The 25,587-nt window shown below is 64.3% G+C and carries 25 protein-coding genes and 1 pseudogene; 12 read left to right on the top strand and 14 right to left on the bottom strand.

Annotated elements, in window-relative coordinates:
* Positions 1 to 4: 4 nt before the first annotated feature.
* Positions 5 to 568: an alternate-type signal peptide domain-containing protein gene (locus KXR83_RS00130; RefSeq protein ID WP_437423037.1), complete on the bottom strand. Its 564-nt coding sequence runs from the start codon at positions 566 to 568 to the stop codon at positions 5 to 7.
* A gap of 371 nt (positions 569 to 939) precedes the next feature.
* Here KXR83_RS00130 and KXR83_RS00125 point away from each other — a divergent pair, with 371 nt between their 5' ends.
* A complete protein-coding gene (locus KXR83_RS00125; protein ID WP_437423036.1) occupies positions 940 to 1,974 on the top strand; it encodes an AraC family transcriptional regulator in 1,035 nt (344 codons plus the stop codon).
* A 294-nt stretch (positions 1,975 to 2,268) separates the two neighbouring features.
* Here the strand turns inward: KXR83_RS00125 and KXR83_RS00120 are convergent, their stop codons facing one another.
* The 6 genes from KXR83_RS00120 to KXR83_RS00095 all read right to left on the bottom strand — a co-directional run bounded on the left by KXR83_RS00120 (position 2,269) and on the right by KXR83_RS00095 (position 8,092).
* Positions 2,269 to 3,168, bottom strand: coding sequence for a universal stress protein (locus KXR83_RS00120; RefSeq protein WP_437423035.1), 900 nt, complete (start codon positions 3,166 to 3,168; stop codon positions 2,269 to 2,271).
* 129 nt (positions 3,169 to 3,297) lie between these two features.
* Positions 3,298 to 3,447: a hypothetical protein gene (locus KXR83_RS00115; RefSeq protein ID WP_165842475.1), complete on the bottom strand. Its 150-nt coding sequence runs from the start codon at positions 3,445 to 3,447 to the stop codon at positions 3,298 to 3,300.
* A 145-nt stretch (positions 3,448 to 3,592) separates the two neighbouring features.
* Positions 3,593 to 5,203 (bottom strand): regulator, encoded by a 1,611-nt coding sequence (locus KXR83_RS00110; protein ID WP_437423034.1) that lies wholly within the window; start codon positions 5,201 to 5,203, stop codon positions 3,593 to 3,595.
* Positions 5,204 to 5,217: 14 nt separating this feature from the next.
* Positions 5,218 to 5,916 (bottom strand): cysteine hydrolase family protein, encoded by a 699-nt coding sequence (locus KXR83_RS00105; protein ID WP_437423033.1) that lies wholly within the window; start codon positions 5,914 to 5,916, stop codon positions 5,218 to 5,220.
* Complete coding sequence (atzF, locus tag KXR83_RS00100) at positions 5,913 to 7,343, bottom strand: allophanate hydrolase (protein ID WP_437423032.1); 1,431 nt, start codon at positions 7,341 to 7,343, stop codon at positions 5,913 to 5,915. The genes KXR83_RS00105 and atzF overlap by 4 nt, the downstream gene beginning before the upstream one ends.
* 56 nt (positions 7,344 to 7,399) lie before the next feature.
* Positions 7,400 to 8,092 carry a GntR family transcriptional regulator gene (locus KXR83_RS00095; RefSeq protein WP_437423031.1) on the bottom strand — a complete coding sequence of 231 codons (693 nt, stop codon included), beginning with the start codon at positions 8,090 to 8,092 and terminating at the stop codon, positions 7,400 to 7,402.
* Between the two features lie 192 nt (positions 8,093 to 8,284).
* Between KXR83_RS00095 and KXR83_RS00090 the strand changes: the two genes are divergently transcribed.
* A complete protein-coding gene (locus tag KXR83_RS00090; RefSeq protein WP_437423030.1) occupies positions 8,285 to 8,659 on the top strand; it encodes a nuclear transport factor 2 family protein in 375 nt (124 codons plus the stop codon).
* Here the strand turns inward: KXR83_RS00090 and KXR83_RS00085 are convergent.
* Entirely contained in the window at positions 8,652 to 9,413 is a 762-nt protein-coding gene (locus KXR83_RS00085) for an SDR family NAD(P)-dependent oxidoreductase (RefSeq protein WP_437423029.1), read from the bottom strand. The two genes, KXR83_RS00090 and KXR83_RS00085, sit on opposite strands and share 8 nt — an antisense overlap.
* 111 nt (positions 9,414 to 9,524) lie before the next feature.
* Between KXR83_RS00085 and KXR83_RS00080 the strand changes: the two genes are divergently transcribed.
* Positions 9,525 to 10,319, top strand: coding sequence for a helix-turn-helix domain-containing protein (locus KXR83_RS00080; protein ID WP_437423028.1), 795 nt, complete (start codon positions 9,525 to 9,527; stop codon positions 10,317 to 10,319).
* A 65-nt stretch (positions 10,320 to 10,384) separates the two neighbouring features.
* Positions 10,385 to 10,762 carry a DUF427 domain-containing protein gene (locus KXR83_RS00075; RefSeq protein ID WP_437423027.1) on the top strand — a complete coding sequence of 126 codons (378 nt, stop codon included), beginning with the start codon at positions 10,385 to 10,387 and terminating at the stop codon, positions 10,760 to 10,762.
* Between the two features lie 5 nt (positions 10,763 to 10,767).
* Here KXR83_RS00075 and KXR83_RS00070 read toward each other — a convergent pair whose 3' ends face one another.
* On the bottom strand, positions 10,768 to 11,790 hold the full coding sequence (locus KXR83_RS00070; RefSeq protein WP_437423026.1) for an oxidoreductase: 1,023 nt from the start codon (positions 11,788 to 11,790) through the stop codon (positions 10,768 to 10,770).
* A 147-nt stretch (positions 11,791 to 11,937) separates the two neighbouring features.
* Here KXR83_RS00070 and KXR83_RS00065 point away from each other — a divergent pair, with 147 nt between their 5' ends.
* Positions 11,938 to 13,137 (top strand): hypothetical protein, encoded by a 1,200-nt coding sequence (locus tag KXR83_RS00065; RefSeq protein ID WP_437423025.1) that lies wholly within the window; start codon positions 11,938 to 11,940, stop codon positions 13,135 to 13,137.
* Positions 13,138 to 13,204: 67 nt separating this feature from the next.
* On the opposite strand, the gene KXR83_RS00060 is transcribed toward KXR83_RS00065, so the two are convergent.
* Complete coding sequence (locus tag KXR83_RS00060) at positions 13,205 to 14,164, bottom strand: alpha/beta hydrolase (protein WP_437423024.1); 960 nt, start codon at positions 14,162 to 14,164, stop codon at positions 13,205 to 13,207.
* A gap of 302 nt (positions 14,165 to 14,466) precedes the next feature.
* Positions 14,467 to 15,918 carry an MFS transporter gene (locus KXR83_RS00055; RefSeq protein ID WP_437423023.1) on the bottom strand — a complete coding sequence of 484 codons (1,452 nt, stop codon included), beginning with the start codon at positions 15,916 to 15,918 and terminating at the stop codon, positions 14,467 to 14,469.
* Between the two features lie 453 nt (positions 15,919 to 16,371).
* On the opposite strand from KXR83_RS00055, the gene KXR83_RS00050 reads away from it, so the two are divergent.
* Complete coding sequence (locus KXR83_RS00050) at positions 16,372 to 17,496, top strand: alpha/beta hydrolase family protein (RefSeq protein ID WP_437423583.1); 1,125 nt, start codon at positions 16,372 to 16,374, stop codon at positions 17,494 to 17,496.
* Between the two features lie 52 nt (positions 17,497 to 17,548).
* Here KXR83_RS00050 and KXR83_RS00045 read toward each other — a convergent pair whose 3' ends face one another.
* Positions 17,549 to 18,481 carry a 3-oxoacyl-ACP reductase gene (locus tag KXR83_RS00045; RefSeq protein WP_437423022.1) on the bottom strand — a complete coding sequence of 311 codons (933 nt, stop codon included), beginning with the start codon at positions 18,479 to 18,481 and terminating at the stop codon, positions 17,549 to 17,551.
* Positions 18,482 to 18,561: 80 nt separating this feature from the next.
* Positions 18,562 to 19,056: a nuclear transport factor 2 family protein gene (locus tag KXR83_RS00040; RefSeq protein WP_437423021.1), complete on the bottom strand. Its 495-nt coding sequence runs from the start codon at positions 19,054 to 19,056 to the stop codon at positions 18,562 to 18,564.
* A gap of 163 nt (positions 19,057 to 19,219) precedes the next feature.
* Between KXR83_RS00040 and KXR83_RS00035 the strand changes: the two genes are divergently transcribed.
* Positions 19,220 to 20,113: an IclR family transcriptional regulator gene (locus KXR83_RS00035; protein ID WP_437423020.1), complete on the top strand. Its 894-nt coding sequence runs from the start codon at positions 19,220 to 19,222 to the stop codon at positions 20,111 to 20,113.
* A 33-nt stretch (positions 20,114 to 20,146) separates the two neighbouring features.
* On the opposite strand, the gene KXR83_RS00030 is transcribed toward KXR83_RS00035, so the two are convergent.
* The gene (locus KXR83_RS00030) at positions 20,147 to 20,650 is read right to left on the bottom strand and encodes a flavin reductase family protein (protein WP_437423019.1); all 504 of its coding nucleotides are present in this window, start codon (positions 20,648 to 20,650) and stop codon (positions 20,147 to 20,149) included.
* A gap of 185 nt (positions 20,651 to 20,835) precedes the next feature.
* On the opposite strand from KXR83_RS00030, the gene KXR83_RS00025 reads away from it, so the two are divergent.
* The 5 genes and pseudogenes from KXR83_RS00025 to KXR83_RS00005 form a co-directional block, all read left to right on the top strand.
* Positions 20,836 to 21,705: an alpha/beta fold hydrolase gene (locus tag KXR83_RS00025; RefSeq protein ID WP_437423018.1), complete on the top strand. Its 870-nt coding sequence runs from the start codon at positions 20,836 to 20,838 to the stop codon at positions 21,703 to 21,705.
* Positions 21,706 to 21,707: 2 nt separating this feature from the next.
* Positions 21,708 to 23,411 carry an FAD-binding protein gene (locus tag KXR83_RS00020; RefSeq protein WP_437423017.1) on the top strand — a complete coding sequence of 568 codons (1,704 nt, stop codon included), beginning with the start codon at positions 21,708 to 21,710 and terminating at the stop codon, positions 23,409 to 23,411.
* Positions 23,411 to 24,196 carry a 2-keto-4-pentenoate hydratase gene (locus tag KXR83_RS00015; RefSeq protein WP_437423016.1) on the top strand — a complete coding sequence of 262 codons (786 nt, stop codon included), beginning with the start codon at positions 23,411 to 23,413 and terminating at the stop codon, positions 24,194 to 24,196. The genes KXR83_RS00020 and KXR83_RS00015 overlap by 1 nt, the downstream gene beginning before the upstream one ends.
* 10 nt (positions 24,197 to 24,206) lie before the next feature.
* Positions 24,207 to 25,109 carry an acetaldehyde dehydrogenase (acetylating) gene (locus KXR83_RS00010; protein ID WP_437423015.1) on the top strand — a complete coding sequence of 301 codons (903 nt, stop codon included), beginning with the start codon at positions 24,207 to 24,209 and terminating at the stop codon, positions 25,107 to 25,109.
* Between the two features lie 32 nt (positions 25,110 to 25,141).
* Positions 25,142 to 25,587 (top strand): annotated as a pseudogene (locus KXR83_RS00005) (4-hydroxy-2-oxovalerate aldolase); the annotation flags it as partial.

Here is a 25,587-nt window from a genome sequence, read left to right as displayed (position 1 = left end):
CGGGCTATGGAGTGACGATGGGATTGGTGTTTTGCTGCAGAGTCAGTGTGGTCGCTGCCAGGTTGATGGTTTGAGTCTGCGCCGTCGTACCGGTGGTCAGTGGGTCGAATGTCATTGTCACAGTGACCACGATGGGCTGAGTGGCCACCGAGGGAGAAATCTGTACTCCCGTCGTACCGCTGGGTAGCGCCGTGCCATTTGCTGTCGCGCTCACCGTCGGATTCAATGCCGCACGCAGGTCTGCGTCTCCGGTCACCGCGCCGATGTTGGCGGTCAGCGTCGCCGTCAGATTGTTGCCGGTGGCAGTGATCGAGGTGGCGCAGTTGTAGGACACCTGATCGCCCGGCACGATACGGAATGCGGTGATGTCCGCGATGACGGTGCCCCCGTGGTTCACGTCAGTCCAGGTTCCGCCGCCTGTGCAGTCGCTGAGCGAGAGGGTGCCCGAGCTGATGTCTGCTCCGGGGGCAGTACTGCTGTCGTTCCAGTAGGCCAAACTCCCGGCACCGCCGAGTAGAAGGATTGCTCCCGCGCCGGCGGCCGCTGCTGCTTTGGTCTGCTTCTTCATTGCGCTTCTTCCTGTGGTGGACCCGACTGGACCCGCTGAAATGGAACGGTGGACACGGTTCGACCCGAACTCGACATGAACCCAAGGTCAGACGAAATTGATCTCGTCCACAGCGCCGACCGGCCCGAAACGGATATCCAGAAACAGGAACATCACCCAGCGCTCACCCAGTATGTCGCATTTGTGCGTATTTTGTTACAGATCTCTTTCTGCAGCGCAAAAGACCAGGTCACACCGTCAACAAGTTAGCGTAGGAAATAGATATCGCAAAGTTTCCCCCGGGAAGCGCAACCATGCAGCGCCGACTGTTGGAATTGAACGGGGTATTCGCATTCTTCACGGTCGTTATATGGCCTTACTATCCTCGTTTTATGGATAGTGGCGATGTCGACAGTGGGTCCGACGGGAGGTTTGATGTGGTACAGGGACAGTCGGATTTCCGCACCGCTGACGTCGATGAGGCGCGTGAGGCTCTGGGGCGAACCTACCTGGCGACGGAGCTCGTGCTCCTCCAGGGACACGCGCTCGACGCTCGGCTACAGGCCCTTGAGTTGCCGACCCTCACGTTGGGCCGCCTCGGCTTCGGGGGCGCGGTGAGGACCCGGGCAACGGATATCAGCGATTACTACATCAATATCGTGTCGACCGGTTACGCGGTAAACACCTGGGACGGGGTCGACCGGCCAGTTGTCACGGGGCCCGGCTCGGCTGCGGTGTTCGCTCCTGGAACGTCGGGTGGCATCGCATGGTCCGACGGCTGCAGCCAGCTCTGCCTCAAGGTTCGGCCCCCGAGTCTCCGTAGGGAGTTGGAGATGATGCTTGATCGACCGGTCGGCTCGAACCCGGTGTTCCCGACGGGGTTGAACATGGCCACACCAACTGCATCGACCTGGGTGACCCTGGTCAAGATGCTTGCACAAGACGGAGTGCGGCCAGACGGGATCTTCGGCAACCGCCTTGCGGTCGCAAACGTGCAGCAGCTCCTGATCCAGGGTCTGCTTCTCACCCAGCCACATACATTCGCCGACGAAGTGACGGGTCGGATCGCGAGCAGTGCGGGCGGGAAAGCGGTAAAGCAGGCGGTCGACCTCATGCACGCTCAGCCGGAACGTGCGTGGACCACTGCCGAGCTCGCCGGTGAGGTCGGTGTCAGCGGGAGAGCGCTGCAACAGGCATTTGCCGACGCCGGCGAACTTTCTCCCATGACCTATCTCCGACAACTGCGGCTGCATCGCGTTCGTGCTGAACTGAGCGACGAAAGTTCCTCGTGTACAAGTGTGGCTTCGGTGGCCCGCAAATGGGGTTTTGTCCATCTGGGACGCTTCGCACAGCATTACCGCGAACTCTTCGGTGAGCCGCCTTCGGTCACGATGCGATCAGCAACCACCAGGGGACGTTCCGGGTGATTACGTTGGGCCGCCGTGTCGGCGAATGCGGTCTGCCTTGAATCAACCGGACGTACACGTACACCGACGCCGCCAGGGAGAATGCTGGGTATCCTAGCGGCAGGGCGCATTAAAAATCGTTTTTTCAGATAAATATCGTTGATGTGTGAAACGGGATCAGCGGCCGCCGAGCATCGCCGTACCGAAAGCGGCTGTTGGCAGTGTGCCTAACCAGACGGTGGTCGAGAGCTCGGCGCGGGTTCGAGCGTTGCGCTCGTCTGAACCAGTGCGCTGGCCGCACGACCGCATCGTCGATCAATGGACGACGAGCACCGAGCAATCCGCGTGGTGGATGAGACTCTGGCTGACCGAACCCAGCACGGCACCGGCGAGTTTGCCGTGTCCTCGGCTGCCGACGACCACTAGTTGTGCGGATCGGGAGAGTTCTTTGAGCCCCTTGGCCGGCCCGGTGTCGGTGTAGACCTTGTTGACGTGGGCACCGGGGAAGCGCGCGCGCAACGGTGCGACCAATTCGTCCAACTTCTGTTCCTGGTTGGATTGCAAAAGGTGCAGGAGGTTCCAGTCGACCGGCCCTTCGCCGTAGCCGAGCCCGACCGCGGCGCCCGTCTCCCACATGTGTGCAACCGTCACCGGTGCGCGCAGCGTGTCGGCGAGTTCGAACGCCGATTCCAGCGCGCGCGTCGAGTTCTCCGACTCATCCACTCCGACAACAACGGGCAGCGTCTCGTCGGTGTCGGGGCAGGCGGTCCTGCGCCACACCAGGACCGGGCAGCGCGAGTTGTTGACGATCCGGATCACATGGCCGCCCAGGATGAGATCGCTTGCCGCGCTGGTCCAGTGAGAACCGATGACCACCAACCTCGCTGTGGCCGACACCTTTTCGAACGCAGGGCCGACGGCCTCGTTCACGATGTGCCGTTCGATGGTCAGATCAGGATGCACCGCCCGGATGGCGGATTCCGCCTCGTCGATCTTCTTGCGGCCCTCCTCGGCGAGTTCGGTGGCCAACGCCTCGGGCGTGAACACCATCGCGTTGGCGAAATACCAGTCGATCCGAGGTATGGCGTGGAAGAGGGACAAGGGTGAATGGCTTGCTGCGGCAAAGTCCGCCGCCCATCGGGCGGCGCCGAGTGCGGCCTCGGAACCATCGATCCCCACGACGATGGCCGGTGCGTTGCTGGCGTCGGTGTTCATTTCACATCCTCGGTCCGTGAACCGGATGATCGAGGCCAGCGGATCGCTGGAAACAGTGCCCGGCTCGCTTCGAACCCTATGTCGGCGCTGTCGGCGACATCAACGGATTCGGGTCCGCGACGCGGTCACCTACTGACCGTCGGACGTGCCCTCGCTGCCACCGAGCGCGTGGTCGCGTTCTTCTCCGGTGCCTTCTTCGCCCGCCTCGTAGGTCTTCTTCTGCTCGGCCGTCTCGTCGGTCTCGCCGACAGGCTCTTCGTTTTCATGCGGAAAGGTCATGCGGTCCTCCTGATCGGTGACACCTGGTCCTGTTGTGACCACCGTACGGGGCCGCCGATCGCGCCGATCAGTCGTCCGTGGTGATCAACCGAGAGCCCCACGGCGTGCGTGGGGCTCTCGATGACCGTCGCGTTTTGCTCGTGCGCTACTCGCGGGCGGCCTCGACGCCATCGGCCTTGACGTCATCGGTCTTGATCTCGTCCCTCCCGTTCGGGAGGAAGTGATAGCCGAGGCAGACGATCGCGAAAAAGAGGTAGCCAAGAGCTATCTCCGGGGCCGCTGCCCATTCGACCTCGGGAGCGTGGATGAGACCGATGAATGTCAGCACCGCACCTGCCACAGAGGCGAGTGCTGCGTAGAGGAACTTCTTGTCGATGATGAATGTGACCATGGTGCCGAGAACCAGGCCCACCAGTACGGCGCCCTCCCCGAGCGCTTTGAGTCCCTCATAGACCACACCGGCGCCGTCGAGCGAGTCGTAACCGACCTCACCGGCGGTGGTGCCTGCGGCGCTGAGTGCATTGTCGATGAGCCCTGTCGCCCATTGCGCGAGGTTGGGGATGATCGCGATGACCACCGCCACTGCGTGGATGCGGGGGACGGCCTGAAAAGCCTGCGCCCCGATGAGCAATCCGATGTACAGGAGGATGGGGACGATCGCTGGGACGGGTAGTAGGGAGTCGAGCACACCGAAAAGACCGAGGAAGCAGAGCAATCCGATCGCGACGCCGCTGGCGAGTGAGTAACTCGTGCGACCGCCGGCGTCTTTCCAGCCGGGATGGCCGATGTACACCGCGGGTGGGAAGGGTGAGCCGAAGGCCGAACCGATGACCGCGCCTGCGCCATCGGCGAGGAGCACACTGCGCAGGTTGTAACTGTCTCCGGCCGCTGCCGCGCTCTCGACGTTGCTCATCGCCTCGGTGAAGTTGTACACGCCGAGCGGGATCGCGGTACCGAGCAGTGGGGCAAGATCCTTCAAACCGTCGAACAGCATGTCGAATCGCTGGTCGGGAACGCCGACGGCGATGTCGCTCACGGCGTCGGACACCGCCGGCGCGTCCATGAATCCGCCGGCCCATCCGATGGCGGTTCCCACCAGGAGAGCGGCCAGCCCGACCGGGATGTTGCCGGGCAGACGAACATTGGTGAAGAAGCCGATCAGGATGATCGCGAGCACCGGGAGACCGATCCATGCCGCCTCCCACATCTGGGCTGCCGGGCGCATGGAGATGAACGTGATCGAGATGCCGGCCAGTGTGCCGAGCATGGCCGCTCGCGGAGTGATCTTGCGGATGTATGGCCCGACGAATGCACCGATCATCACGATCACACCGATCATGAACGCCCACGCCAGACCCGCCTGCCATGCCGCCATCGCGTCGTTGGTGTTGAGGTAGACGGGCAACATCACGACGAATACGACGATGAACATGTGTGGCACGCTCGGCCCGTACGGCAGGGCGGTGACGTCGGTGCGATTCTCCTTGGCGGCCAGCCGGCGTGCCAGGAATGTGTAGTAGAGATTCCCCAGGATCAGGGCAACGCCAAGCGCGGGAAGGACTGTGCCGAGAACATCGCCGGCAGGCACGCTGACGACACCGATCATCAGCCCCGTCAAAGTCAGGACGTTGACCAGGATGTTGAATCCCAACCCGAAGAAGGCATTGGTGTCGCCGCGGGTCCACCAGGCGACGGTCACCTTGTGGTCGGTGGGGGAGGGAGGAGTAGCCGCCGATTCGTTGACTTCTGTACTCATTGTCGTGCTTCCTGTCAGCTGTGTTGCGAAGGATCGGGGATGAGAGACAGGGCGGCGATGGCCGCCGTGGAATCGGCAACCCAGCCGAAAATTCCACCTTGCGCGCTGATCATTTCCAGGCCGACGCGCTGGAACTCGGGAAAATACGAACCGACACAATCGGATACGACAAGGCATTCGTACCCGCGGTCGTTCGCCTCCCTGGTTGTGGTGTGAACACACACCTCGGTGGTGACCCCGGTGACCAGCAGTTGGGTGATGCCCGCATCGGTGAGGATCTGCTGCAGATCGGTCGCGTAGAACGCGCCTTTCCCGGGTTTGTCGATCACGACTTCGCCTGCGACCGGAGCCAGCTCGTCGACGATGTCGTGGCCGTACTCGCCCTGGATCAGGATCCGGCCGTACCGACCAGGGTCGCCTATCCGCTTCGAAGCCGCCCCCCGGCGGAGTTTGCTTGGAGGGCAATCGGATAGGTCGGGCTTGTGGCCCTCGCGGGTGTGAATGATCATGATGCCGGCAGACCGGGCAGCATCGATCAAAGCCGCGAGTGGTGGAACCACGTCGAGGAGCAGGCCCACTTCATTTCCGAGGCTCTCACCGAAGCCGCCCGGCAAGAGGAAGTCTCGTTGCATGTCGATGACGAGTAGGGCTGTCCGGCCCGGTACAAGAGGAAACGGAGCCGGCACCGCGGTGTCGACGGTGACCACGGTCATGGGTTCTCCTCGAGGGATACGGCTGGGGTGGTGATGGTTTGGTGCAACTGGGCGAGTGACGAGATGTCTCGTGGCTCATCGAGGAAACGTGCTGCGAGGTCGAGCACCGTGTCGTCGGACAAGGCCGGTCCGAGGATCGTCACGCTGAGCGGACGACCATCGCCGGTGTGACCTACAGGGACTGCTACGCCGGTGAGATCGAGCAGATTGCCGAAGTGTGTGTAGTGCCCCAACATAGTGTTGCAGTCGATGGGTCGCTCCAGCACTTGCGCGACTGTGAAGGTGGTTCCGATGGTGGGGACAACCAGCACGTCCATCTGACGCCACAGACGCCCGACCTCTGCGCGCAACTCCTGCAGCTTCTGTTGTGCGGCGAACGCGTCGACCGCGGTGTATCGCTCGCCGCTCCGCAGGATGTCGCGCACCACGGGATGGATCGAGTCTGGTTGTGCAGCAAGGAAATCGGCGAACTCGACCAGTCGTTCGGCCACCCATGGCCCGGAATAGAGCAGGGCGCCGGCCTCGAGGAACGGGGACAGCGGGGCGTCCACCACCGTCGATCCACGCGAAAGCCGTTCGCGGAAGGCAAGATGGGCGATCTCCATATCCGAGTCGCCGAAGAAGTCGAGTTCCTGCGGTGACGGCAGGCCGACACGGGTCGGCGCACCGCTGTGTCTCTGGCCTCGTGCGCGCGACCATGAGTCGTTCTCGTCCTCGGCTGCCATCACGTCGAACGCGCGGTCGGCGTCGTTGATCGATCCGGCCATGATCGTGATGCAGTCCAACGACTTACATGCCGGCACCAGACCCACCGCACTGATGACGCCCCGCGATGGCTTGAACCCGACGACGCCGTTGAGCGCGGCGGGAACCCGGCCCGATCCCGCGGTGTCGGTTGCGACGGCGAAAGGAACCTGGCCGAGGGCAACGGCCAACGCCGAGCCCGAACTGGACCCTCCGGAGATCATCTCGTTGCCATAGACGCTGCGCGGCACGGTGAGTGGCGTTCGCGTGCCGTTGAGTCCGGTGGCGAACTGATCGAGATTGGTCTTACCGACATACAGAGCGCCCGCGTCGAGCAGGCGCTGGACCACCGCCGCGGTGACCTCTGGCACGTACGCGAAGTCGGGGCACGACAGGGTGGTCGGGACATCGGCGACATCGATGCTGTCCTTGACCCCGAATGGCACCCCGTACAGCGGAAGGGTGCGCGCCCCGGGCCGTCTCTCGATGGCTTCGGCGGCGGCGATCAATTGTTCACGCGGCACCGTGGAGATCCAGGTGCCGTCGTCACCACGTGCGGCGATGGCGTCTGCGACACGAGCTGCGGTGGTGGCCGGGGTACCGGTGCCGGTGGCGTGCGATTGGAGTATCTCGGCGATCGAGGGCCCGAGCGTCGGGCCGCGTACCGGTTTCCGGAAAGTCATAATGTCGATTGTCGACAGAATCGTGGCGACGGCGGAACGGTTGTGTGTCGATCGTGTTAGTTGTTGCTCTCAAGCCCCAGATAGGCGAGTTGTCCGTGGTTCTTGGCCGCTTCCACGGCAACTCGTGCATCGTTGGTCTCCAGTGCCTCGAGAATCCGCTCGTGCCGACGGATTCCGTCACTGGGGTCGTGGACCCGCGCCTCCGAGCGCAGATTGATGGCCATCGGCAGCTGTAACTTCAGCAGCACTGGTTCCATGGCGATGTCGAGCTGCCGGTTGCCGGCCAATCCGACCACTGCGGCGTGAAAGCGACGATGGGCATCGTCCTTCTCGAGGTCGTCGTCGCGTTTGCCGGCCTCTCGCATGTCGTCGAGCGCAGCCCGCACCGGGCTCAGGGCAGTGGTCACATCGGCAAGCGGTAGAGCCTTTTCGATGGCGTGCCGTTCGAGTACGTGCCGTAGCTCGAAGAGCTGCAAGATGTCCTGTGGCGACCACTCGGTCACCCTTGATCCGCGCCGCGGGAGATGCTCGACCAGCCCCTGCTGCCCGAGAAGTCGCAACGCCTCGCGCAGTGGGGCCCGGCTGATGCCCAACCCCGCACACAACTGTTCTTCGACGATCTTGTCGCCCGGTTGCAGTGCGCCGCTGAGTATCGCGTCACGAACCCGCCTCGCGGCCACGTCGACCAGACTCACCGGTAAGCCGTCGCCTCCCACGGCTCGTTTCGGTGCTCCCACAGGTGAACCCATCCCCTCCGTCGTCGGCGTCTTCACCATTCTGTCGACAATCCTAGAGCGCGCCGACGGATGCGGGCGTTGCCGGCCGGAGCCGGCGCGCGGCAAGTGGTCGATCGAAAGTGTTACCTCGGAGGTCATCGCTTCAACACACCGCGGCGCAGCAGCATGGTCATCACAACACCAACGCAAGACGAAGGAGATGCGATGACCGAGATGACTGCCCTGGTCGACGACTACCTGAGCGCCTGGAACGAAACCGATCCAGGCGCACGGCGGGCGATCGTCGACAAGGTGTGGGTCCCCGAGGGTGTCTACACCGATCCGCTCGCGTCGGTGACGGGCACAGAAGCGATCGATCAGGTGCTTGCCGGGGCCCAGCAACAATTCGCGGGGATGCAGTTCGTTCGGGGTGACGTGTTCGAGACCCACCACAACATCGCCCGCTTCACCTGGGAACTGGTGCCGCAGAGCGGAGGAGAGGCAGTGGTGATCGGCTTCGATGTGGTCGTGGTGAACGACGAGAAGGTCACCAGCGTCTACGGGTTCATCGACAAGATGCCGGGCCAGCCCGCTATGTGATGGTGAGGCCGCCGTCGACCACGATGGTCTGCCCGGTGACATACCCGCCGGCCGGTGAGGCGAGCCAGACCGCGGTGGCCGCGAGTTCTTCTGGGTCGCCACTGCGGGGCAGTACCTGCCGTGCAGCCATCTGCTGCAGATAGCCGTCGGGGTACTGGGCGGTCATCTCGGACTCGAAGAATCCAGGGGCGATCGCGTTCACCCGGATGCCTTTTCGCGATCCCCACTGCTGCGCGAGATCGCGCGTGAGTCCCGAGATGGCGGCCTTGCTCGCGGAGTAGGCGGCCTGCGGAAGGCCTGCGGTGGTGATGCCGAGGACGCTCGAGATGTTGACGATCGAGCTTCCCGGCTTCATCACCCGGCCGCAGGCCTGTGCGGCCCAGTAGGAACCGTTGAGATTGATGTCGATGACCGACCGGAATTGCTCGGGAGTCTCGCGGGTGGCCGGCACGGCCGTTCCCACGCCGGCGTTGTTGATCAGGACATCCACCTGGCCGAACTCGGTGATCGCAGCCTCGACCATCGCGGTGGCCTGCTCGACCTGCGTGATGTCGGTGACCACCGACAGGGAGGTGCCTCCCACGGACTCGACCAGCGCAGCGGTCTTCTCGAGCTTGTCGGCGCGGCGGGCGGCGAGCACCACACGGGCTCCGGCCTCGGCGAACCCTTTGGCGAAGGCAACCCCCAAGCCGGACGAGGCGCCGGTGACGATCACCACCCGGTCATCGAGCCGGAAGCGGTCGAGCACGGTCATGAGAACTCCTCTTCGATCGTCGAACACCCACCCACGGGCAGCAGTCGACCATGCGCTCGGTGCACAACCCGCAGTCCATAATGCTGACAGATCAAACCGGGAGATCAGTACATGACCGAAGAACAGCGTTACCTTTTCGGTGACCTGCTGCGGCAGTGGCGCACCACCCGCAAGGTACCGCAACTGGAACTCGCGTCAGCGGCCGACGTCTCCGCGAGGCATCTGAGTTTCCTGGAAACCGGCAGATCGGTGCCGAGCCGCGCCATGGTGCTCAGACTGGCCGAGCATCTCGATGTGCCGCTGCGTGAGCGCAACCAGATGTTGCTCGCCGCCGGATATGCCCCGTCCTATGGTGAGACGCCGCTCGACGGTTCCCGAATGACCATGGTGCGGAGTGCTTTACGTCAGGTGCTGGCCGCGACCGAACCGTACCCGGCCTTGGCGGTGGACCGGCACTGGAATCTCGTGGACGCCAACGCGGCGGTTGCCGCCTTCACCGACGGTGCTCCCGACGACCTGCTGGATCCGCCGTTCAACGTGCTCGAGTTCAGCCTCGACCCGCGGGGGCTGGGGTCCAGGATCATCAACCATCGGCAGTGGCGCAGGCACTTGTTCGAACGACTCGACCGGCAGATCAGGGTGACCGGCGACCCCGAACTGAAAGCGCTGCTGGCGCGCCTCCAGCGGTACCCAGTCCCCGACGCCGACGAGGATGCCGACGCAGATGCCACACTCTCCGGCGATGTTGCGATCTACCTGAGGCTGCGTAGCGACCAGGGTGAGCTGTCGTTCTTCAGCACGGTCACCACGTTCGGTACCCCGCTGGACGTGACGGTCGACGAACTCAGCGTCGAGAGCTTCTACCCGGCCGACGACAAGACGGCGGAGTTCCTGCGACTTCGCTGATCGGTGACGCGGGGAATGCTCGGCTGCGGAAAGCGTTGGCATCGAGGGAGAGAAAGAGGCAAACCATGTCGAGAACGCAATTGATCCCCGGCCCAGACCATCCGATCACGGTGGAACCGAGCACCCACTCGGTGACCGTGACCGCAGGCGGCACACTCGTCGCCGACACCGACAAGACGCTCACCCTGCGTGAGGCGTCCTACCCGCCGGTGGCGTACGTGCCGCTGGCTGCGGTCGATCCAAAAGTGCTGCAACGCAGCAGCACCGAGAGCTACTGTCCGTTCAAGGGCAGTGCCTCCTACTTCGATGTCGTCACCGACGAAGGCGTCATCAAAGATGCGGCCTGGACGTACGAGGAGCCCTACGACGCGGTCGCGCCGATCGCTGGGCACCTCGCCTTCTACCCCGACAGGGTCGACATCGCCGTGAACCCTGCGAGCTGAGTCCTTCAGAACCCGCCTGCCACCCGCACCACGGCACGGCCTGAGAACTCTCCCGCGCGAACCTGATCGATAACGCCGACCACGTCTTTGACGTCGACCTCCGAGACGATGTGCGTGAGGTGCCTGGGGGCGAGCGATCCGGCGAGTGCACCCCAGATGGTTCGTCGAGGCTCGATCGGCATCTGCACCGAGTCCATGCCGAGCAGGGCGACACCGCGCAGGATGAACGGCAGCACGGTGGTGGCCAACGCAGGTCCGCCGGTCAGGCCGCTGGCCGCCACGGCGCCGCCGTATTTGATGCCGCTCAGCACATCGGCGAGCGTCTTGCCGCCGACACAGTCGACGGCGCCGGCCCACTGGGCCTTGCCGAGCGGGCGTGGTTTGGCATCGGGGTCCAGTGGCAGTCGGCCGATGACGTCGGTGGCACCGAGTTGTCGTAGCCGATCGCCGGCGTCCGCCTTGCCCGTGGACGCGACCACCTCGAAGCCCTGACCCGCCAGGATGTCGACGCTGACCGAACCGACGCCGCCTGTCGCGCCGGTCACCAGTATCGGGCCGTCGGCGGGGGAGATCCCGCGATCGAGCAGTGCTTGCACGCTCATCGCCGCGGTGAACCCGGCGGTCCCGATCGCGGCACCGTCGCGCGGCGAGAGTTCCCCGAGGGCAACCACCCAGTCGGCCGGAACGCGTGCGTACTCGGCGTAGCCGCCGTGGCGGCCGGTGCCGATCTCGTAGCCGTGGGCGAGAACCAGATCGCCGACCGCGAAGTCGGGTGACTTCGACTCCACGACCTCGCCGGTGAGGTCGATGCCGGGAACGATCGGATAATCGCGTACCACACCGCCTTTCGGCGTCAGAGCGAGTGTGTCCTTGTAGTTGACACTGGAGTACAACACCCGGATGGTGACGTCGCCGGTGGCCGCGGTCGGAGTGCCGCCCTCAGGCAGGAACGATTCGTCCACGGTCTCGATCGCGGTCTCGATACCGTCGTCGGTCTGTCGCGCCACCAGGGCTGAGAACTGATCCATGAGGCGACGTTAACGCCACCGATGCCACGTGCGGGCGACGGGGGAGCCCGAACGTATGAACTCATGCCGCAGGGCGGTACCCCTGTCGGCGGCACCGGGAGGGCTGGCACCATCGATTGCGGATCATCAGCGGAGGAAAGGTGAGAGATGTCTACGCCCGTCACTCTTGTTCCATCGTCGGACTCGGCCGACGCTCGCCGCATCAGCGCGTTGCTGATCAACGGTGAACGCACGGTCAGGGTTGCGACCACGGCAAACGTTCCCTTGGCGGGTGATGCGACGCCGTGGCTGGCTCCCGCAACCCTGATCGGGATGCGGAACAAACGCGACGTGGTGGTGTACGGCGACGTCAGCGAGACAGCGGTGCAGGGCAGCGTGAAGGCCCAAGACACCCTCGGTTCGTGGTTTCCGGACATCTTGGACGAGGTGACCATCATGGCCCCCATGTCGGTCGACACCACCAGGCCCTCCGGCCGGCGCGGGGTGGGTGCCTTCTTCTCTGGTGGCGTGGATTCGTACTACACCACGCTCAAACACCTCGACGAGATCACGCATCTCATCTTCATCCACGGTTTCGACATCGATCTGGCCAACAACGATCTCGCCGAACGCACCCTCGACGCTCTACGGAAATCGGCGTCCGAGCTGGGTAAGGAACTCATCGAGGTCAAGACCGATCTGCGTAGCCGATTGGACCGGAACCGGCTCAACTGGGGATTGCAGGGCCACGGTGCGTTGCTGGCGCATGTCGGGATCGCGTTGTCGACCGTTGTCGAAAAGATCTACGTCCCTTCGAGTTACACCGCCGACCAGTTGCACCCATGGGGTACCCATCCCGACCTGGATGGGCATTGGTCCAGCGACGCAGTCGAGTTCGTCCACGACGGTGTCGAGGCGAGTCGGGCGGCGAAGATGGAGAAGTTCATCGAGGAAGACGCCGCGATGAACAACCTGCGAGTGTGCTGGTGGAATCAGGGCAACGCCTACAACTGCGGCGAATGCGAGAAGTGCCTGCGCACCATGATCAACCTCTACATCGCCGGTGGTCTCGAGCGGTGCGCCACGTTGCCGGACAAGATCTCGGTCGAGGCGGTCGACCGGTTGCACTTCAATCGCGATGCGAAACTCTTTGTGGCAGAGAATCTTGCGGAACTGAGGGCGGGAGACATCGACGACCCGGAGCTCGAAGCGGCGCTACAGCGGGTTCTCGACAGGTCGAGGTCCAAGGACTTCTCGACGATGGCGAAGTTCGTGGCCATCGGGGTGAAGAACATCCTCACGCCACAAGGTGTGCGATTCCTGATCGGTCTCTACCGGCCGGCGCTGAACAAAGACCTGGTGGCCTGAGCACAGCAACAACGACGTCGGCCGCGACCCAAGAACTCTGGGGCGCGGCCGACGGACTGTTGTGGGACTAGACGCCCAGCGAAGGAGCGAGCGTTCCGTACCAGGATTCCTTGAGGCGGTCTTCCCAGTGGGTCCACCAGTGCACACCCTCCGGCGTGATGTGGACCTGCGGGTTGACGCCGGCGACACGAAGGCTGGCGATGTATAGCTGGCTGCTGATCGACGCCGCGGTCTCAAGCGGCACCATCTGGGAGAACTTGATCGGGTCGAACGACGGGCTCGCCGGGTTGAAGATCGGGTTCGTTCGCGGCGAACCCGCACCCGAGGACACGTACACACGCTTGCCGCGCAGGTTTCCGGTGTGCAGCGAGGGATCGTTCGCCGTCCAGGCTCCGGCCGGCCACAGGCCCCACATGTTCACCGGGTTGCCGCCCATTTCGAGCACGGATGCGGCGATGCCTTGCGCAAACCCCGGGGTGCTGACCGTGGGGTAGCCGCTGTACGACGCGACGCCCTGGTAGAAGTTGGGGTGCTTGGAGGCGAGGTTCAATGCGGAGGTGCCGCTCATCGAGAGCCCGGCAATGGCGTTGCGCCGGTTGTCGCTGTTGAAGGCCGACTTCAGGTAGGCAGGAAGCTCCCGGGTGAGGAACGTTTCCCACTTCTGCCGGCCCAGGGTCGGGTCGTCGCGCTGCCAGTCGGTGTAGAAACTGCCGCCGCCGCCGAAGGGGATCGCCACGTTCACGTTCTTGCCGGCGAAGAACTGCTGCACATCGGTCTCGATGAGCCAGCCGCTGTTGTTGTTGGGTGCACGCAGGCCGTCGAGCAGGTAGAGGGTGGCGTGGCTGCCACCACCTGACGCGGGGAGGACGCGAACGGGAATGTTCTTGTTCATCGCGGCGGAGTAGACGTAGACCGTCTGGGGGGCTGCCGACGCAGTGCCGGGTGCCGCGGCCACCGAGACCGCCACTCCGGCCACAAGGGCAAGGGCTCCGGCGACGAACTTCCGCCAGGCGTGCTTTGCGCGCATCAGTTTCCTTTTGTACGTGGTGCCAGTGAATGGCCCGATCCGGACCGGTGCTTGCCCCGGTGCCGCATGCGGCACCGCGGGAAAGATAACAGCAAAATAACAGGGCCTTCTGCCGCATGCACGCCCGGCAACGTCGCTGATGGCGGCGGAAATCGTGAGCTTTGCGAGCGACCCCGCGTCACCTGCATCGCTGTCGATATCTAACCTGCCGCAAACCCGATGATGTGCCCTTATGGCGAAGATATCCCCAGGTGGGGTCGCCAGAAGGGCACATCATCGGGATCAGGTGGGGTCAGGTGGGGTCAGGCGTCGGCATAGACCGTCCCGCCGCGCAGCATCAAGGTGAGGCCGACGGTCAGTCCGGTGCCGACAAGGATGACGATGGCGACGGTGTTGAGCCCGGTCACGGTGGGCGCGACGCTACCGGCGACCGCCGACGACGCCAGGATGGTCGTGGCGATCGACGTTCCGACTCCCTGCCCGGCAGTGCGCACAACGGTGTTCAGACCGGTTGCCTCGCTGGTGTTCTCGACGGGAACCTCTTCCACGATCAGGTTCGGCAGGGCCGTGTAGGCAAACGACGTCGCGATGGACACGGTGACCACCATGACAAACATTCCGACCTTGGAATCGTGGAACATCATCAGCATCACGCCCGACACCCCGTACACCAGGCCGCCGATCAGGAGTGACACCCGCGATCCCATCGTGCGTGTGATCCGGCCGCTCAACGGTGTGAAGGCGAACCCGAGCAGTGCTGCGACGAAAGCCAGCAGTCCGGCGTCGGTCGGGGTCATGCCCAGGCCGAAGGGCGCGCTCGTGGGCGTCTGCAGCACCAGGGGGACGATCATGTTGCTGATACCGAAAGGACCGGCGGCCAGCGTCAGCGTCGCGAGCATCGTCAACGCGACCTTGCGATGGGCGAGCAGTCGCACGTTTGCGATCGGATCGGTGACCCGCAATTCCCACAGCACCCAGAGCGCCAGTACCACCGCACCACCGATGAGCAGGCCGAGCGTCTTTGCGTCGCTCCACCCCCAGGCACCGGACTTGTTGATGGCGAGCAAGATTGCCGCGATTGCCGGGGCGAAGGCGATGGTGCCGAGGAAGTCCACCTTCTGGCTTGTGCCCACCGGTCGACGCCAGGGCAGCACGAAGAGGACAAGCAGCAAGGTGAATGTGGCGTAGACCGCCGCGACGATGAAGATCATGTGCCAGCTGGCGTGATCGATCATCAAACCGGCAACGTAGGCGGACGCGGCACCGGCGGCCACCGCCGTTCCGGAGATCAGGGCCACAGCGACAGGGACCTTCACATTGGGCAGGTGTTCGCGGGCCAGTCCGATGCACAGTGGCAGGATCGCGCCGGCGACGCCCTGGATCGCACGACCGATGATGATGGCACTGATGCTGTCGCCGAGGGCGCTGATCAGTGACCCGATGGTGGCGGCGGCGAGGATGAACACCAGAACTCTCTCGCGTCCGTACATGTCGCCGAGCCGACCGCAGACGGCCGCAGAGGCCGCGGCGACCAGCAGGAAGGCCGTCACCGCCCAACCGACCGTCGCGGCGTCGCTGTTGAAGTCGGCGATGATGGTCGGGATCGCCGCGAACACCATCGAGGTCTCGAAAGCGCTGATGATCTCGACCAGGACCAGGATGCCGATGATCACCCCGGTGGAGCGTCGACGGTTGAATCGTCCGCGTTCGGGCAACGGCTTTGCCGGTGCCGTCGGGTCGGGGATCGTTGTCATGGATGTCCTCCAGGTAGACGTGGTGATGTGTGACGAACGCGGCTGTCGTCGACTGCGGCGTATCGGTCTGTGGCGCAGTACATGTGGATTCGATCGGGCGAAGACGGGCTGCCTTCGCCGCGGTGAGCCAAAAGCTACAGTGACCTAGCGCACACCAACCGCTCAGTCCCACTGGCCGGAATCGGATGTTGCTCGGCGCCACGAGTCGTCGCCGCGCCGGCTCGGAGAAGACAGGCGAGTCGCTGAGCCGGGCGATGTGTGATGCGGGACGGCCGATGAGGCAGGCAGGTCTCGCTCAGCGGGACGCTTCTGATCCCGGTGGGTGGGCGCTGTCACAGTGCCTGCATGAAAAGAGGCGCACGAATGAGCGAAAACCTTGCCGCACTGCATCGTCGGAAGTCGGTGCCCACTCGATGGTCGGCGATTGCTGCCACGGCCGTGGTCACCCTGGCGATGGTCTCCTGCTCATCCGGCTCGGACGAGAACGCGGACGGCGACAAGGCGCCCGTGAAAGCAGGCCGAGTGCTGTCCGAGGCCGTGGTCGACGGACCGGTTGCTCTCCGAGATGCGGCCCAGACCAGACTGATCACGTACTCGTCGGAGGACGCGAACGGGAACGCCATCGTGGTATCCGGAACGGTTGCGGTACCGCGACTTCCCGCCCCCAACGGTGGCTACCCGGTGATCAGCTGGGCGCACGGAACCACGGGTGTGGCAGATGCGTGCGCACCGTCCGCGGCTTTCGAAGGTGGCCCCACCCAGGCGTATCTGACCGAAGTCGATGCCGCACTAAATGATTGGCTGAGCAAGGGCTTTGCCGTGGTTCGCACCGACTACGAAGGTCTGGGCACCCCGGGGATCCATCCTTATGTCAACGCCGACTCGGAGGTGAACGCGCTCACCGACATCGTGCGTGCAGCACGTGAACTCGACCAGTCGATCGGCGACGATTGGTACGCGGTCGGCCACAGTCAAGGAGGCCAGGCCGCACTGTTCGTCGCCGAAGACGCCCCCGAACGCGCACCGGAGCTCAATCTTCGAGCTGCAGCGGCCATTGCGCCCGGGAGTGGGCTCGATCGACTACCGGCGTACTTCAAATCGGGCGTGCCCGGAATCGCTGCGGCACAATCGTTTCTCCCGCTGATACTGCTCGGTGCCCAAGCGGCTGACCCCTCGATTCGTCCCGAGGACCTGCTCACCGATCAGGCTCGTCCGCTCCTCGACTCCGCCAGGACCGGCTGCCTGGATGACATCCGCCGTGTGCCACCGGTGGTGGACGGCCAGGTGTTCCGGGCCGATGCCGACCTCGGCCCGTTGACGGACTACATGACGAAGCAGGAGCCCGCAGCGGTGAAAGTGGTTGTGCCGACGATGATCGCTCAGAGCAGCACCGACGCCGTGGTGCCGAAATCCGGCACCGATGTGCTGGTCGACGCCCTGTGCGCCGGCGGCAACCAGATCGACTATCGACTGTACGAGGGCGCCGACCACCGTCAGACCATCGGTGCCTCGCTGCGCGACATCCAGTCGTTCGTGTCGGCGGTGCAAGCCGGGGCCCCGACAGCAGACGGGTGTTGAGCGAGATCCCCGGCTTCTCAGCGGGCGACGGGACTGCGAAGACGCCGATCACTCATACGGTTGAGGGTGCGGTGGCCAGGGCGGGCTTCTCCAGCTCGGCCACCCCGTAGGCGGCGTACGTCTCGTACTCTCCACGGCCGGAGAAGTACGGCGTCAGCCGGCTTGCGAGCTCCTCGGCCGAGAACGCGGAACCGGCTGCGTCGAAACGATTCTCGACCTCCGGGGCGTGCATCAGCGCCACCATCTTGCCGTATACGACAAACACCTGACCGTTGATCTCGTCGGACGCGGGGGATGCGAGATAGCGAACCAGGGTGGCCACCCGCTCGGGCGAAAGCGGATCGCTCTCGGAGGCACCGTTGTTCGCCCCGAAGGCGTCCGCGGTCATCGCGGTACGTGCCCGCGGGCAGATGGCGTTGGCGCGCACACCGTAGCGGGATAATCCCTGTGCGGTCGAGAGTGTCAGCGCGGTGATCCCCGCCTTTGCCGCCGAGTAGTTCGGCTGGCCGGCCGAGCCGAACAGAAAGGCCTCTGACGACGTGTTGATGACACGCCCGAACACCGGTTGACCGGCGCTCTTGCTCGCTTCGCGCCAATGGACGGCGGCGGCGCGCGAGGTGGCGGCGTGGCCTTTGAGATGCACACGGATGACGTCGTCCCAATCGGATTCGGTCAGGTTGAAGATCATCTTGTCCCGCAGGATCCCGGCGTTGTTGACCAGGATGTCGAATGACCCGAATCGGGTGACCGCCTCCTGGACGAGGCGCTCGCCCATCGACCAGTCCGAGACGTCGCCGGTGAGCGCGACGGCCCGCCCGCCGGCGGCAGTGATCTCGTCGACCACGAGGTGCGCGTTGTCGCCCATGTCGTTGACGACCACGGCGGCGCCCGCCTCGGCCAGCGCGAGAGCTTCCGCGCGTCCGAGACCAGCGCCCGCGCCCGTGACGACGGCGACGCGGCCGGCCAGATCGAGAGTGTCCACCATGTTGAGCTCCTCAGTTTGTTGGCTACTGCATGGAAACTAGTATTCATTCTAGTTTCGACGCAAGTAGCCGACCTGCGATCTCAGTCCCGGACTCCCTCGGCCAGCAACGCGCGAGCGTCCGGGCGACCGTCGAGCAGGCGCCCGGTCCGGTACGTCACCTTCCACGTGCCGTCGATCTTCTGCAGTTCCCAGCGGGTCGCGGTCACCCGCAGGACCGTGAAGTGGTCGCCATCGCGAATGATCAACTGCGACTTACAGGTTGCGACCGCTGTGTTGCCGTTGACGATGATGTGACCGGGCTCCAGAACGTGCCCGCAGCCGCCGTCGATCCACGCCTGGTGCGCCTGCGACCTCACCATCGCCGTGATCGCGGCATGTCCTCGCATGATGCCGGTGTCCACGTCGTAGACGCCGTCTTCGGTCCAGAGGTGGGCCACGGCTTCGGCCGAGCCGCTGTCGACTGCCGGGCCGTAGGCCGTCATCAACTCGGTGATGGCCAGTTTGTCCTCGAGCAGGGTGATGCGCTCGATGAGCGATTCGACGAGAACTGCCACGTCAGGGGTGTTATCGGTCATGATCAGCCTTCTTTTCTGTAGGGCGGAGAGAGTGGGAGTTCGCAGCGTTGCCGAGAGCGGCTGCCGCGACTCACTTCCCAGTCACCGGGACTGCTGCTAGTATTACAAGAATTCATTTCAGTTTTGTCCTGGATCTCAGATTCGACCAGGTTATGGAGGCTCGATGACGGTCATTGATTCCGGTGCTGCACACCCCCGCCCTGCCGGAAAGCGGGATCTTCCGCCCTCGATGCTCGAACGTATGACGCTCATCCTCGACTCGTTCGGCGGCCCGGCGTCGTGGCTCACCCTCGAAGAGGTGGCCGGACGCACGCAGCTCCCCCGATCGACGGTGCACCGCATCCTCGACCAACTGGTGCGGTTGAACTGGGTGGAACACGCCTCGTTCGGATACCGACTCGGCCGGCGGTCGATGGGTCTCGGCGGAGGAGACGGTGGCCACGCACAGGTCCGTGCGGCGGCCGCGCCCCTCTTGCACGACCTGCACATGCAAACCGGGATGGTCGTCCATCTGTCGGTCCTCGACGGCGGCGAGAGCATCTACCTGGACAAGGTCGGTGGACGATTTGCCGCGTCGCTGCCGTCGCGAGTCGGCGGACGCGGACCGGCGTATTCCACCGCGGGCGGCAAGTCGATGCTCGCCTGGCTCGACCCCGAGCGCGTCGACGCGATCTATCAGCACAGGCTGAATCGGTGCACCGACCGCACGATCGCCGATCTCCCGACACTTCACCAAGAACTCAACCGCATCCGTCAGCGCAGCGGACTGGCATTCGAGCGCGGCGAGTCCGTACGCGGCGCCGCATGCGTCGGGGTCGCGGTCCGCGGCTACGACGGTCCGGTTGCGGCGATCTCTCTGTGCGGCGACGCACGGACCGCTCAGCTCAAACGGGTTGCTCCTCTGGTGGTTCGGGCGGCTCGGGAAGTCACGCGCACCCTGTATCCCGAGGCCGGTACAACCCGCCGGGGACGCAAGACCCCTCCGCTGCCGGACAACACGTGGTCGGCAGAGGCGTTGGACCGACTGCTCGCCGTGCAGTCGGGGCAGTGGCTGTAGACGGATCGACACGCGCGGGAAATCAGCTGCGCTTCAGGCGCGCAACAGATTCGAAGTGGTGTCGAGACCGAATCCGCCGCGGAAGAAGATCATCGGACGCTCATCGGTGACCGACTCCAACTCGAGGACTCGGCCGATCACCACGTCGTGATCGCCTGCGGTGTGCACGTCGTGGATCTCGGCGTGTGCCCGCATCAACACATCTGGGAGGGATGGCGTCGCCCACTTGCTCAGCTCCCAGTCGAGCCCGTCGTATTTGCGACCTCTGCTGGACCCGAATCGGGAGCACAGGTCGGTCTGGTTCTCATGGAGCACATTGATGCTGAAACGGCCGGTGTTCCGGATGCGGGGCCACGATCGCCCGCGGTGGTCCGCGCAGAACAGGATCAAGGGAGGATCAAGCGACACCGAGGCGAAGGACTGGCAGGCGAACCCAATGGGTCCTTCGTCATCCATGCCCGCGACCACGGTGACCCCACTGGCGAAATGGCCCAGTGCCTTTCGCATGTCGGTTTGCGACATCGTTTCGATCGACATCCGATCACCTCCGGTTCCCTTGTGTGGTCGAGTGATGGAGGCGACGCTATGGCGCCCGGTCTCGGCAGCCGTGCGTGGTCTCGCTCAGTGGAAGCGCCAGATTCCGGTTGGCCTTGGCGTGCTGGGCATCTCGCTCAACGAGACCTGGGCTGTGGATGAGGCACCGGGCTGGCAACGTTCGGCCCATGACAACAGACGTGAGCTACGAGCGCAGTCTGCGGGAGTTGAACACCGATCTCGGGGTGCTGCGCTTCCACGAGGCCGGCGTGGGCCCACCGCTGCTGTTGCTTCACGGTTCGGGGCCGGGCGTGACCGGATGGCGGAACTATCGGGGAGTACTCCCCGACCTGGCCGAGCACTTCCGTTGTCTGGTACTGGAGTTCCCCGGATTCGGCGTCAGTGATCCCGGCGACGGCCACCCGATGTCGATGGCGCAGTCCGCCGTCGAACTGTTTCTCGACGGTCTCGAGATCGAATCTGCACACATGATCGGGAACTCGATGGGCGGGATCGTCGCCACCAAGGTTGCGATCGATGCGCCGAGCCGGGTCGGCAAGCTGGTAACCATCGGTGGAATGGGCAAGGCGACCTTCTCTCCGGGGCCCAGCGAGGGCATCAAGCTCCTGATGGAGTTCACCGACAACCCCACCCGCGAAGGGCTGGTCCGCTGGCTCCGATCGATGGTCTACGACCCGGCCGTGATCACCCCCGAACTCATCGACGAGCGCTGGGAGCTTGCGACCGAGCCCACAACCCTGGAGATCGCCCGGCGGATGTACAGCAGCACGGCCTTTGCCGCCACCATGGTCGCGGCCGCGCGCTCGGACGCACCGCCGTACTGGTCGCAGCTCGGCAAGGTCAGAGCCCCCACGCTTTTGACCTGGGGACGCGACGACAGGGTGAGCCCGGTCGACATGGCAATGCTGCCGATGCGAGACATCCCGAACAGCGAGTTGCACGTATTCCCCAAGTGCGGGCACTGGACGATGATCGAGGCCCGAGATGCCTGGGTCTCTGCGGTGCTTGCCTTTCTCACCCGCAAGGACAGGACGTAGACATGGCCGACAACAATCGCTTCGGCACCCAACAGTTCGAGACAATCGTCGACTTCCTGGTCGTGGGAAGCGGCGGCGGTGGCATGGCCGCAGGAATCACCGCTGCGCACAGCGGACTCGAGACACTCATCATCGACAAGGGCGCCACTTACGGTGGGTCCACCGCCATCTCCGGCGGCGGCATCTGGATTCCCAACGCGCCGACACTCCGGGCGAAAGGTGTGGTCGACAAACGCAGTTCGGTTCGCCGCTACCTCGACGTCATCACCGACGGCAAGGTACCTGCGGATCGTCTCGACGCTTTTGTCGACAACGGGCCCGCGCTGATGGAACTGCTCGACAAGAGCCCACACATGAAGCTCTACTGGGTCAAGGGGTACTCGGACTATCACCCGGAGTTCGAAGGGGGCAGCGCGCTGGGCCGCACCATCGAGTGCAAGCCCTTCGACACCCGCGCACTGAAGGAAGACGAGAAGTTCCAGCGGCCGAACAGTATGAAAGGCCCGCTGGGACTGTGGGTCACCTCGAAGGACTACCACGACCTCGCCATGGTCAAGAGAACGTGGAAGGGGCGTAAGGCCTCCCTGGTCGCAGCGTGGCGGGTGTCCTCCAACGTGATCAGGCGCCGACACATGGCGACCGGCGGGCGTGCCCTGGTCGCACGGATGCGCATGGTCCTCAAGGACGCAGGCGTCCCCCTGTGGCTGAAGACGTCGATGACCGAACTGATCACCGACGACCGCGGAACGGTCATCGGCGTCGTCGCCGAGCGTGATGGCACAACCATTCGTATCGGTGCGCGCCGGGGCGTGCTGCTGGCCACCGGCGGATTCGACCACAACATGGAGATGCGGGCGAAGTACCTGCCCCAACACGGGGTTGTGGACGTCAGTTCGGGCGCCAGAGAGAACGTCGGCGACGGCATCGTCGCCGGCCAGCGTCTCGGGGCAGCAGTGGATCTGATGGACGACGCGTGGTGGATGCCTTCGGTGCTACATCCCATGGGCGCGGTCATCCCGCTGGTGTCGGAGCGTTGTATTCCGCCGTCCGTGATCGTGAACAGTGCAGGCCGAAGGTTCACCAACGAATCGGCTCCCTACGTGAACTTCGTGCACGAGCAACTCGAGGGTGGGCACGTACCGGCTTGGTTCATCATGGACACCAAGGCCAAGAACCGATACCCGTTCGCGCAGGTGCTACCGAATGTCGCCTTCCCACAGGGGTTTTATGACTCGGGCGTGGTACACAAGGCCGACACGCTGCGTGATCTCGCCAAAGAGATCGGTGTCCCGGCCGATGCGCTGGTGCAGACCATCAGCCGTTTCAACGGCTTCGCGCGCTCAGGTGTGGACGAGGACTTCGGTCGCGGCGAGAGCGCATACGACCGCTACTACGGCGATCCGACGATGAAGAACCCCAACCTCGACGAGATCGTCAAGGGGCCCTTCTACGCAATCCGTTGTGAAGCAGGCGACCTGGGCACCAAGGGCGGGTTGGTGTGTGACGCGAACAGCCGAGTGCTGCGCGAGGATGGAACGGTCATCGACGGCCTGTACGCCACCGGCAACACATCCGCGTCGGTGATGGGCAACGAGTATGCCGGCGCAGGAGCGACGATCGGACCGTCGATGGTGTTCGGCTACATCGCGGCCCGGCATGTGTCGGCTACCGAACGGGACGCAACGCTCGATTCGGCCTCCGCCTGATGCTGATCGATGACGAACGCTCGTCGGCCGCCGACCTCCTGTGGTACGCCGAGGCACACCGCTCCCCGATCGAACCTCTGAGCACGACGTTCGAGCAGATCGACGTGGTCGACGCGTACGAGATTGCGCTGATCAACATCCGTAGGCGCCTCGCGGCCGGCGAGAACGTGTACGGCCACAAGGTCGGCCTGTCTTCCGAGGTGATGCAGGCGATGATGGGTGTCGACGAACCCGACTACGGACATCTCCTGTCGTCGATGGTGTACTCCGAGGAATCCCCGATCGACACTGCCCAATTCTGTTACCCCCGTGTCGAAGTCGAGATCGGATACGTGTTGGGCAAAACGCTTCCTGGGCAGGGGTGCACCGAGGATGATGTGCTCGACGCGACCGAGTACATCGCCGCGAGCATCGAGCTCATCGATTCACGGATTCGGGACTGGAGGATCGGCCTCGCCGACACCATCGCCGACAACGCATCGTCGGCCGGGGTCATCCTCGGTGCTGGGCGGGTCCGTCCATCGGACATCGACATCGGAGGAATCCGCGCCGTGCTCTACGAGGACAACGTGGAGATCGCGCGCGGCGAGGCGAGCGCAGTTCTCGGGAATCCGACGAAGGCCGTCGCCTGGCTGGCTCGCAAGGTTGCGGACTTCGGTGTGCGACTCGAGGCCGGCCACGTGATCCTGCCGGGTTCCTGCACTCGTGCCATCGACGTACGTGCCGGCTCGACCTATCGGGCTGAGTTCAGTGGTATCGGCTCTGTAACAGCGCAATTCAAGTGAGGACGAACCCATGACCAAGGCGAAGGCCGCCATCGTCGGATCCGGCAACATCGGCACCGACCTGATGTACAAACTGCTGCGCTCGAACATCATCGAGCCTCGGTGGATGATCGGCGTCGACCCCCAGAGCGAGGGACTTCGGCGCGCGGGCGACGCCGGCATGGTGACCAGTTCGGAAGGCGTCGATTGGCTTCTCTCGCAAGATGAGAAGCCCGACCTCGTCTTCGAGGCGACCTCGGCCTATGTTCACCGTGCGAACGCACCCCGGTACGCCGAACTCGGTATCACCGCCGTCGATCTGACGCCCGCGGCGCTCGGCCCGGCGGTGATCCCGTCGGTGAACATGGGCGAGCACCTCGACGCACCCAACGTCAACCTCATCACCTGTGGCGGCCAGGCCACGATCCCCATGGTGCACGCGGTGTCTCGTGTCGCCGAGGTCGCCTACGCCGAGATCGTCGCGAGTGTCGCGTCACCGTCGGCGGGACCGGGAACGCGAGGCAACATCGACGAGTTCACCATCACCACCAGTCGCGGAATCGAGACCATAGGTGGGGCAAAGCGGGGCAAGGCGATCATCATCTTGAACCCCGCCGAACCGCCGATGTTCATGCGGGACACTGTATTCTGCTCGATTTCCGCCGACGCCGACCGTGATGCCATCGCAGCGTCCATCTACGAGATGGCGGGCTCGGTGCAGCAGTACGTACCCGGTTACCGCCTGCGGGCCGAGCCACAGTTCGACGAACCCAGCACAACGAGCGGTGGACTGGCGCGGGTCGAGATCTTCCTCGAGGTGGAAGGCGCGGGCGACTATCTGCCGCCCTACTCGGGCAACCTCGACATCATGACAGCCGCCGCCACCAAGGTCGGCGAGAGCTTCGCTTCGAACCTCCTCGCCGACGCCGTCTGAACCGCCCGAACTGATCTTCGTAAGGAACACTCATGCCCTACAGTCCTGATCTCGACATCCGGATCACCGACTCGTCGTTGCGCGACGGCTCCCACGCAAAGCGCCACCAATTCACCGTCAAGCACGTCACAGCGGTCGTTGCCGCCCTCGATGGTGCGGGTGTGCCGGTGATCGAGGTGACCCATGGTGATGGTCTGGGTGGGTCGTCGTTCAATTACGGGTTCTCGAAGACTCCTGAGCAGCAGTTGATCCGGGCGGCGGTCGAGACGGCGACGACGGCGAGGATCGCGTTTTTGATGTTGCCTGGTTTGGGGATCAAGGACGATATTCGGGCGGCGCAGGACAATGGTGCGCAGATCTGTCGTATCGCGACGCATTGCACCGAGGCTGATGTGTCGATTCAGCATTTCGGGTTGGCGCGTGAGTTGGGGCTCGAGACCGTGGGGTTCTTGATGATGTCGCACAGTCAGCCTCCCGA

It is taken from the genome of Williamsia muralis (assembly GCF_051487485.1).
Classification (GTDB): Bacteria; Actinomycetota; Actinomycetes; order Mycobacteriales; family Mycobacteriaceae; genus Williamsia; species Williamsia muralis_B.
This window is presented reverse-complemented; position numbering and strand designations above follow the sequence as displayed.

Coding starts and splice junctions, on each gene's coding strand:
- KXR83_RS00095 (WP_437423031.1), bottom strand. CDS start 8,092: ATGGGTTCACCTGTGGGAGCACCGAAACGAGCCGTGGGAGGCGACGGC.
- KXR83_RS00110 (WP_437423034.1), bottom strand. CDS start 5,203: ATGAGTACAGAAGTCAACGAATCGGCGGCTACTCCTCCCTCCCCCACC.
- KXR83_RS00040 (WP_437423021.1), bottom strand. CDS start 19,056: ATGACCGATAACACCCCTGACGTGGCAGTTCTCGTCGAATCGCTCATC.
- atzF (WP_437423032.1), bottom strand. CDS start 7,343: ATGACTTTCCGGAAACCGGTACGCGGCCCGACGCTCGGGCCCTCGATC.
- KXR83_RS00055 (WP_437423023.1), bottom strand. CDS start 15,918: ATGACAACGATCCCCGACCCGACGGCACCGGCAAAGCCGTTGCCCGAA.
- KXR83_RS00120 (WP_437423035.1), bottom strand. CDS start 3,168: ATGAACACCGACGCCAGCAACGCACCGGCCATCGTCGTGGGGATCGAT.
- KXR83_RS00015 (WP_437423016.1), top strand. CDS start 23,411: ATGCTGATCGATGACGAACGCTCGTCGGCCGCCGACCTCCTGTGGTAC.
- KXR83_RS00125 (WP_437423036.1), top strand. CDS start 940: ATGGATAGTGGCGATGTCGACAGTGGGTCCGACGGGAGGTTTGATGTG.
- KXR83_RS00085 (WP_437423029.1), bottom strand. CDS start 9,413: ATGACCGTGCTCGACCGCTTCCGGCTCGATGACCGGGTGGTGATCGTC.
- KXR83_RS00035 (WP_437423020.1), top strand. CDS start 19,220: ATGACGGTCATTGATTCCGGTGCTGCACACCCCCGCCCTGCCGGAAAG.
- KXR83_RS00080 (WP_437423028.1), top strand. CDS start 9,525: ATGACCGAAGAACAGCGTTACCTTTTCGGTGACCTGCTGCGGCAGTGG.
- KXR83_RS00105 (WP_437423033.1), bottom strand. CDS start 5,916: ATGACCGTGGTCACCGTCGACACCGCGGTGCCGGCTCCGTTTCCTCTT.
- KXR83_RS00010 (WP_437423015.1), top strand. CDS start 24,207: ATGACCAAGGCGAAGGCCGCCATCGTCGGATCCGGCAACATCGGCACC.
- KXR83_RS00090 (WP_437423030.1), top strand. CDS start 8,285: ATGACCGAGATGACTGCCCTGGTCGACGACTACCTGAGCGCCTGGAAC.
- KXR83_RS00075 (WP_437423027.1), top strand. CDS start 10,385: ATGTCGAGAACGCAATTGATCCCCGGCCCAGACCATCCGATCACGGTG.
- KXR83_RS00065 (WP_437423025.1), top strand. CDS start 11,938: ATGTCTACGCCCGTCACTCTTGTTCCATCGTCGGACTCGGCCGACGCT.
- KXR83_RS00130 (WP_437423037.1), bottom strand. CDS start 568: ATGAAGAAGCAGACCAAAGCAGCAGCGGCCGCCGGCGCGGGAGCAATC.
- KXR83_RS00030 (WP_437423019.1), bottom strand. CDS start 20,650: ATGTCGATCGAAACGATGTCGCAAACCGACATGCGAAAGGCACTGGGC.
- KXR83_RS00060 (WP_437423024.1), bottom strand. CDS start 14,164: ATGCGCGCAAAGCACGCCTGGCGGAAGTTCGTCGCCGGAGCCCTTGCC.
- KXR83_RS00115 (WP_165842475.1), bottom strand. CDS start 3,447: ATGACCTTTCCGCATGAAAACGAAGAGCCTGTCGGCGAGACCGACGAG.
- KXR83_RS00070 (WP_437423026.1), bottom strand. CDS start 11,790: ATGGATCAGTTCTCAGCCCTGGTGGCGCGACAGACCGACGACGGTATC.
- KXR83_RS00020 (WP_437423017.1), top strand. CDS start 21,708: ATGGCCGACAACAATCGCTTCGGCACCCAACAGTTCGAGACAATCGTC.
- KXR83_RS00050 (WP_437423583.1), top strand. CDS start 16,372: ATGGTCTCCTGCTCATCCGGCTCGGACGAGAACGCGGACGGCGACAAG.
- KXR83_RS00025 (WP_437423018.1), top strand. CDS start 20,836: ATGACAACAGACGTGAGCTACGAGCGCAGTCTGCGGGAGTTGAACACC.
- KXR83_RS00045 (WP_437423022.1), bottom strand. CDS start 18,481: ATGGTGGACACTCTCGATCTGGCCGGCCGCGTCGCCGTCGTCACGGGC.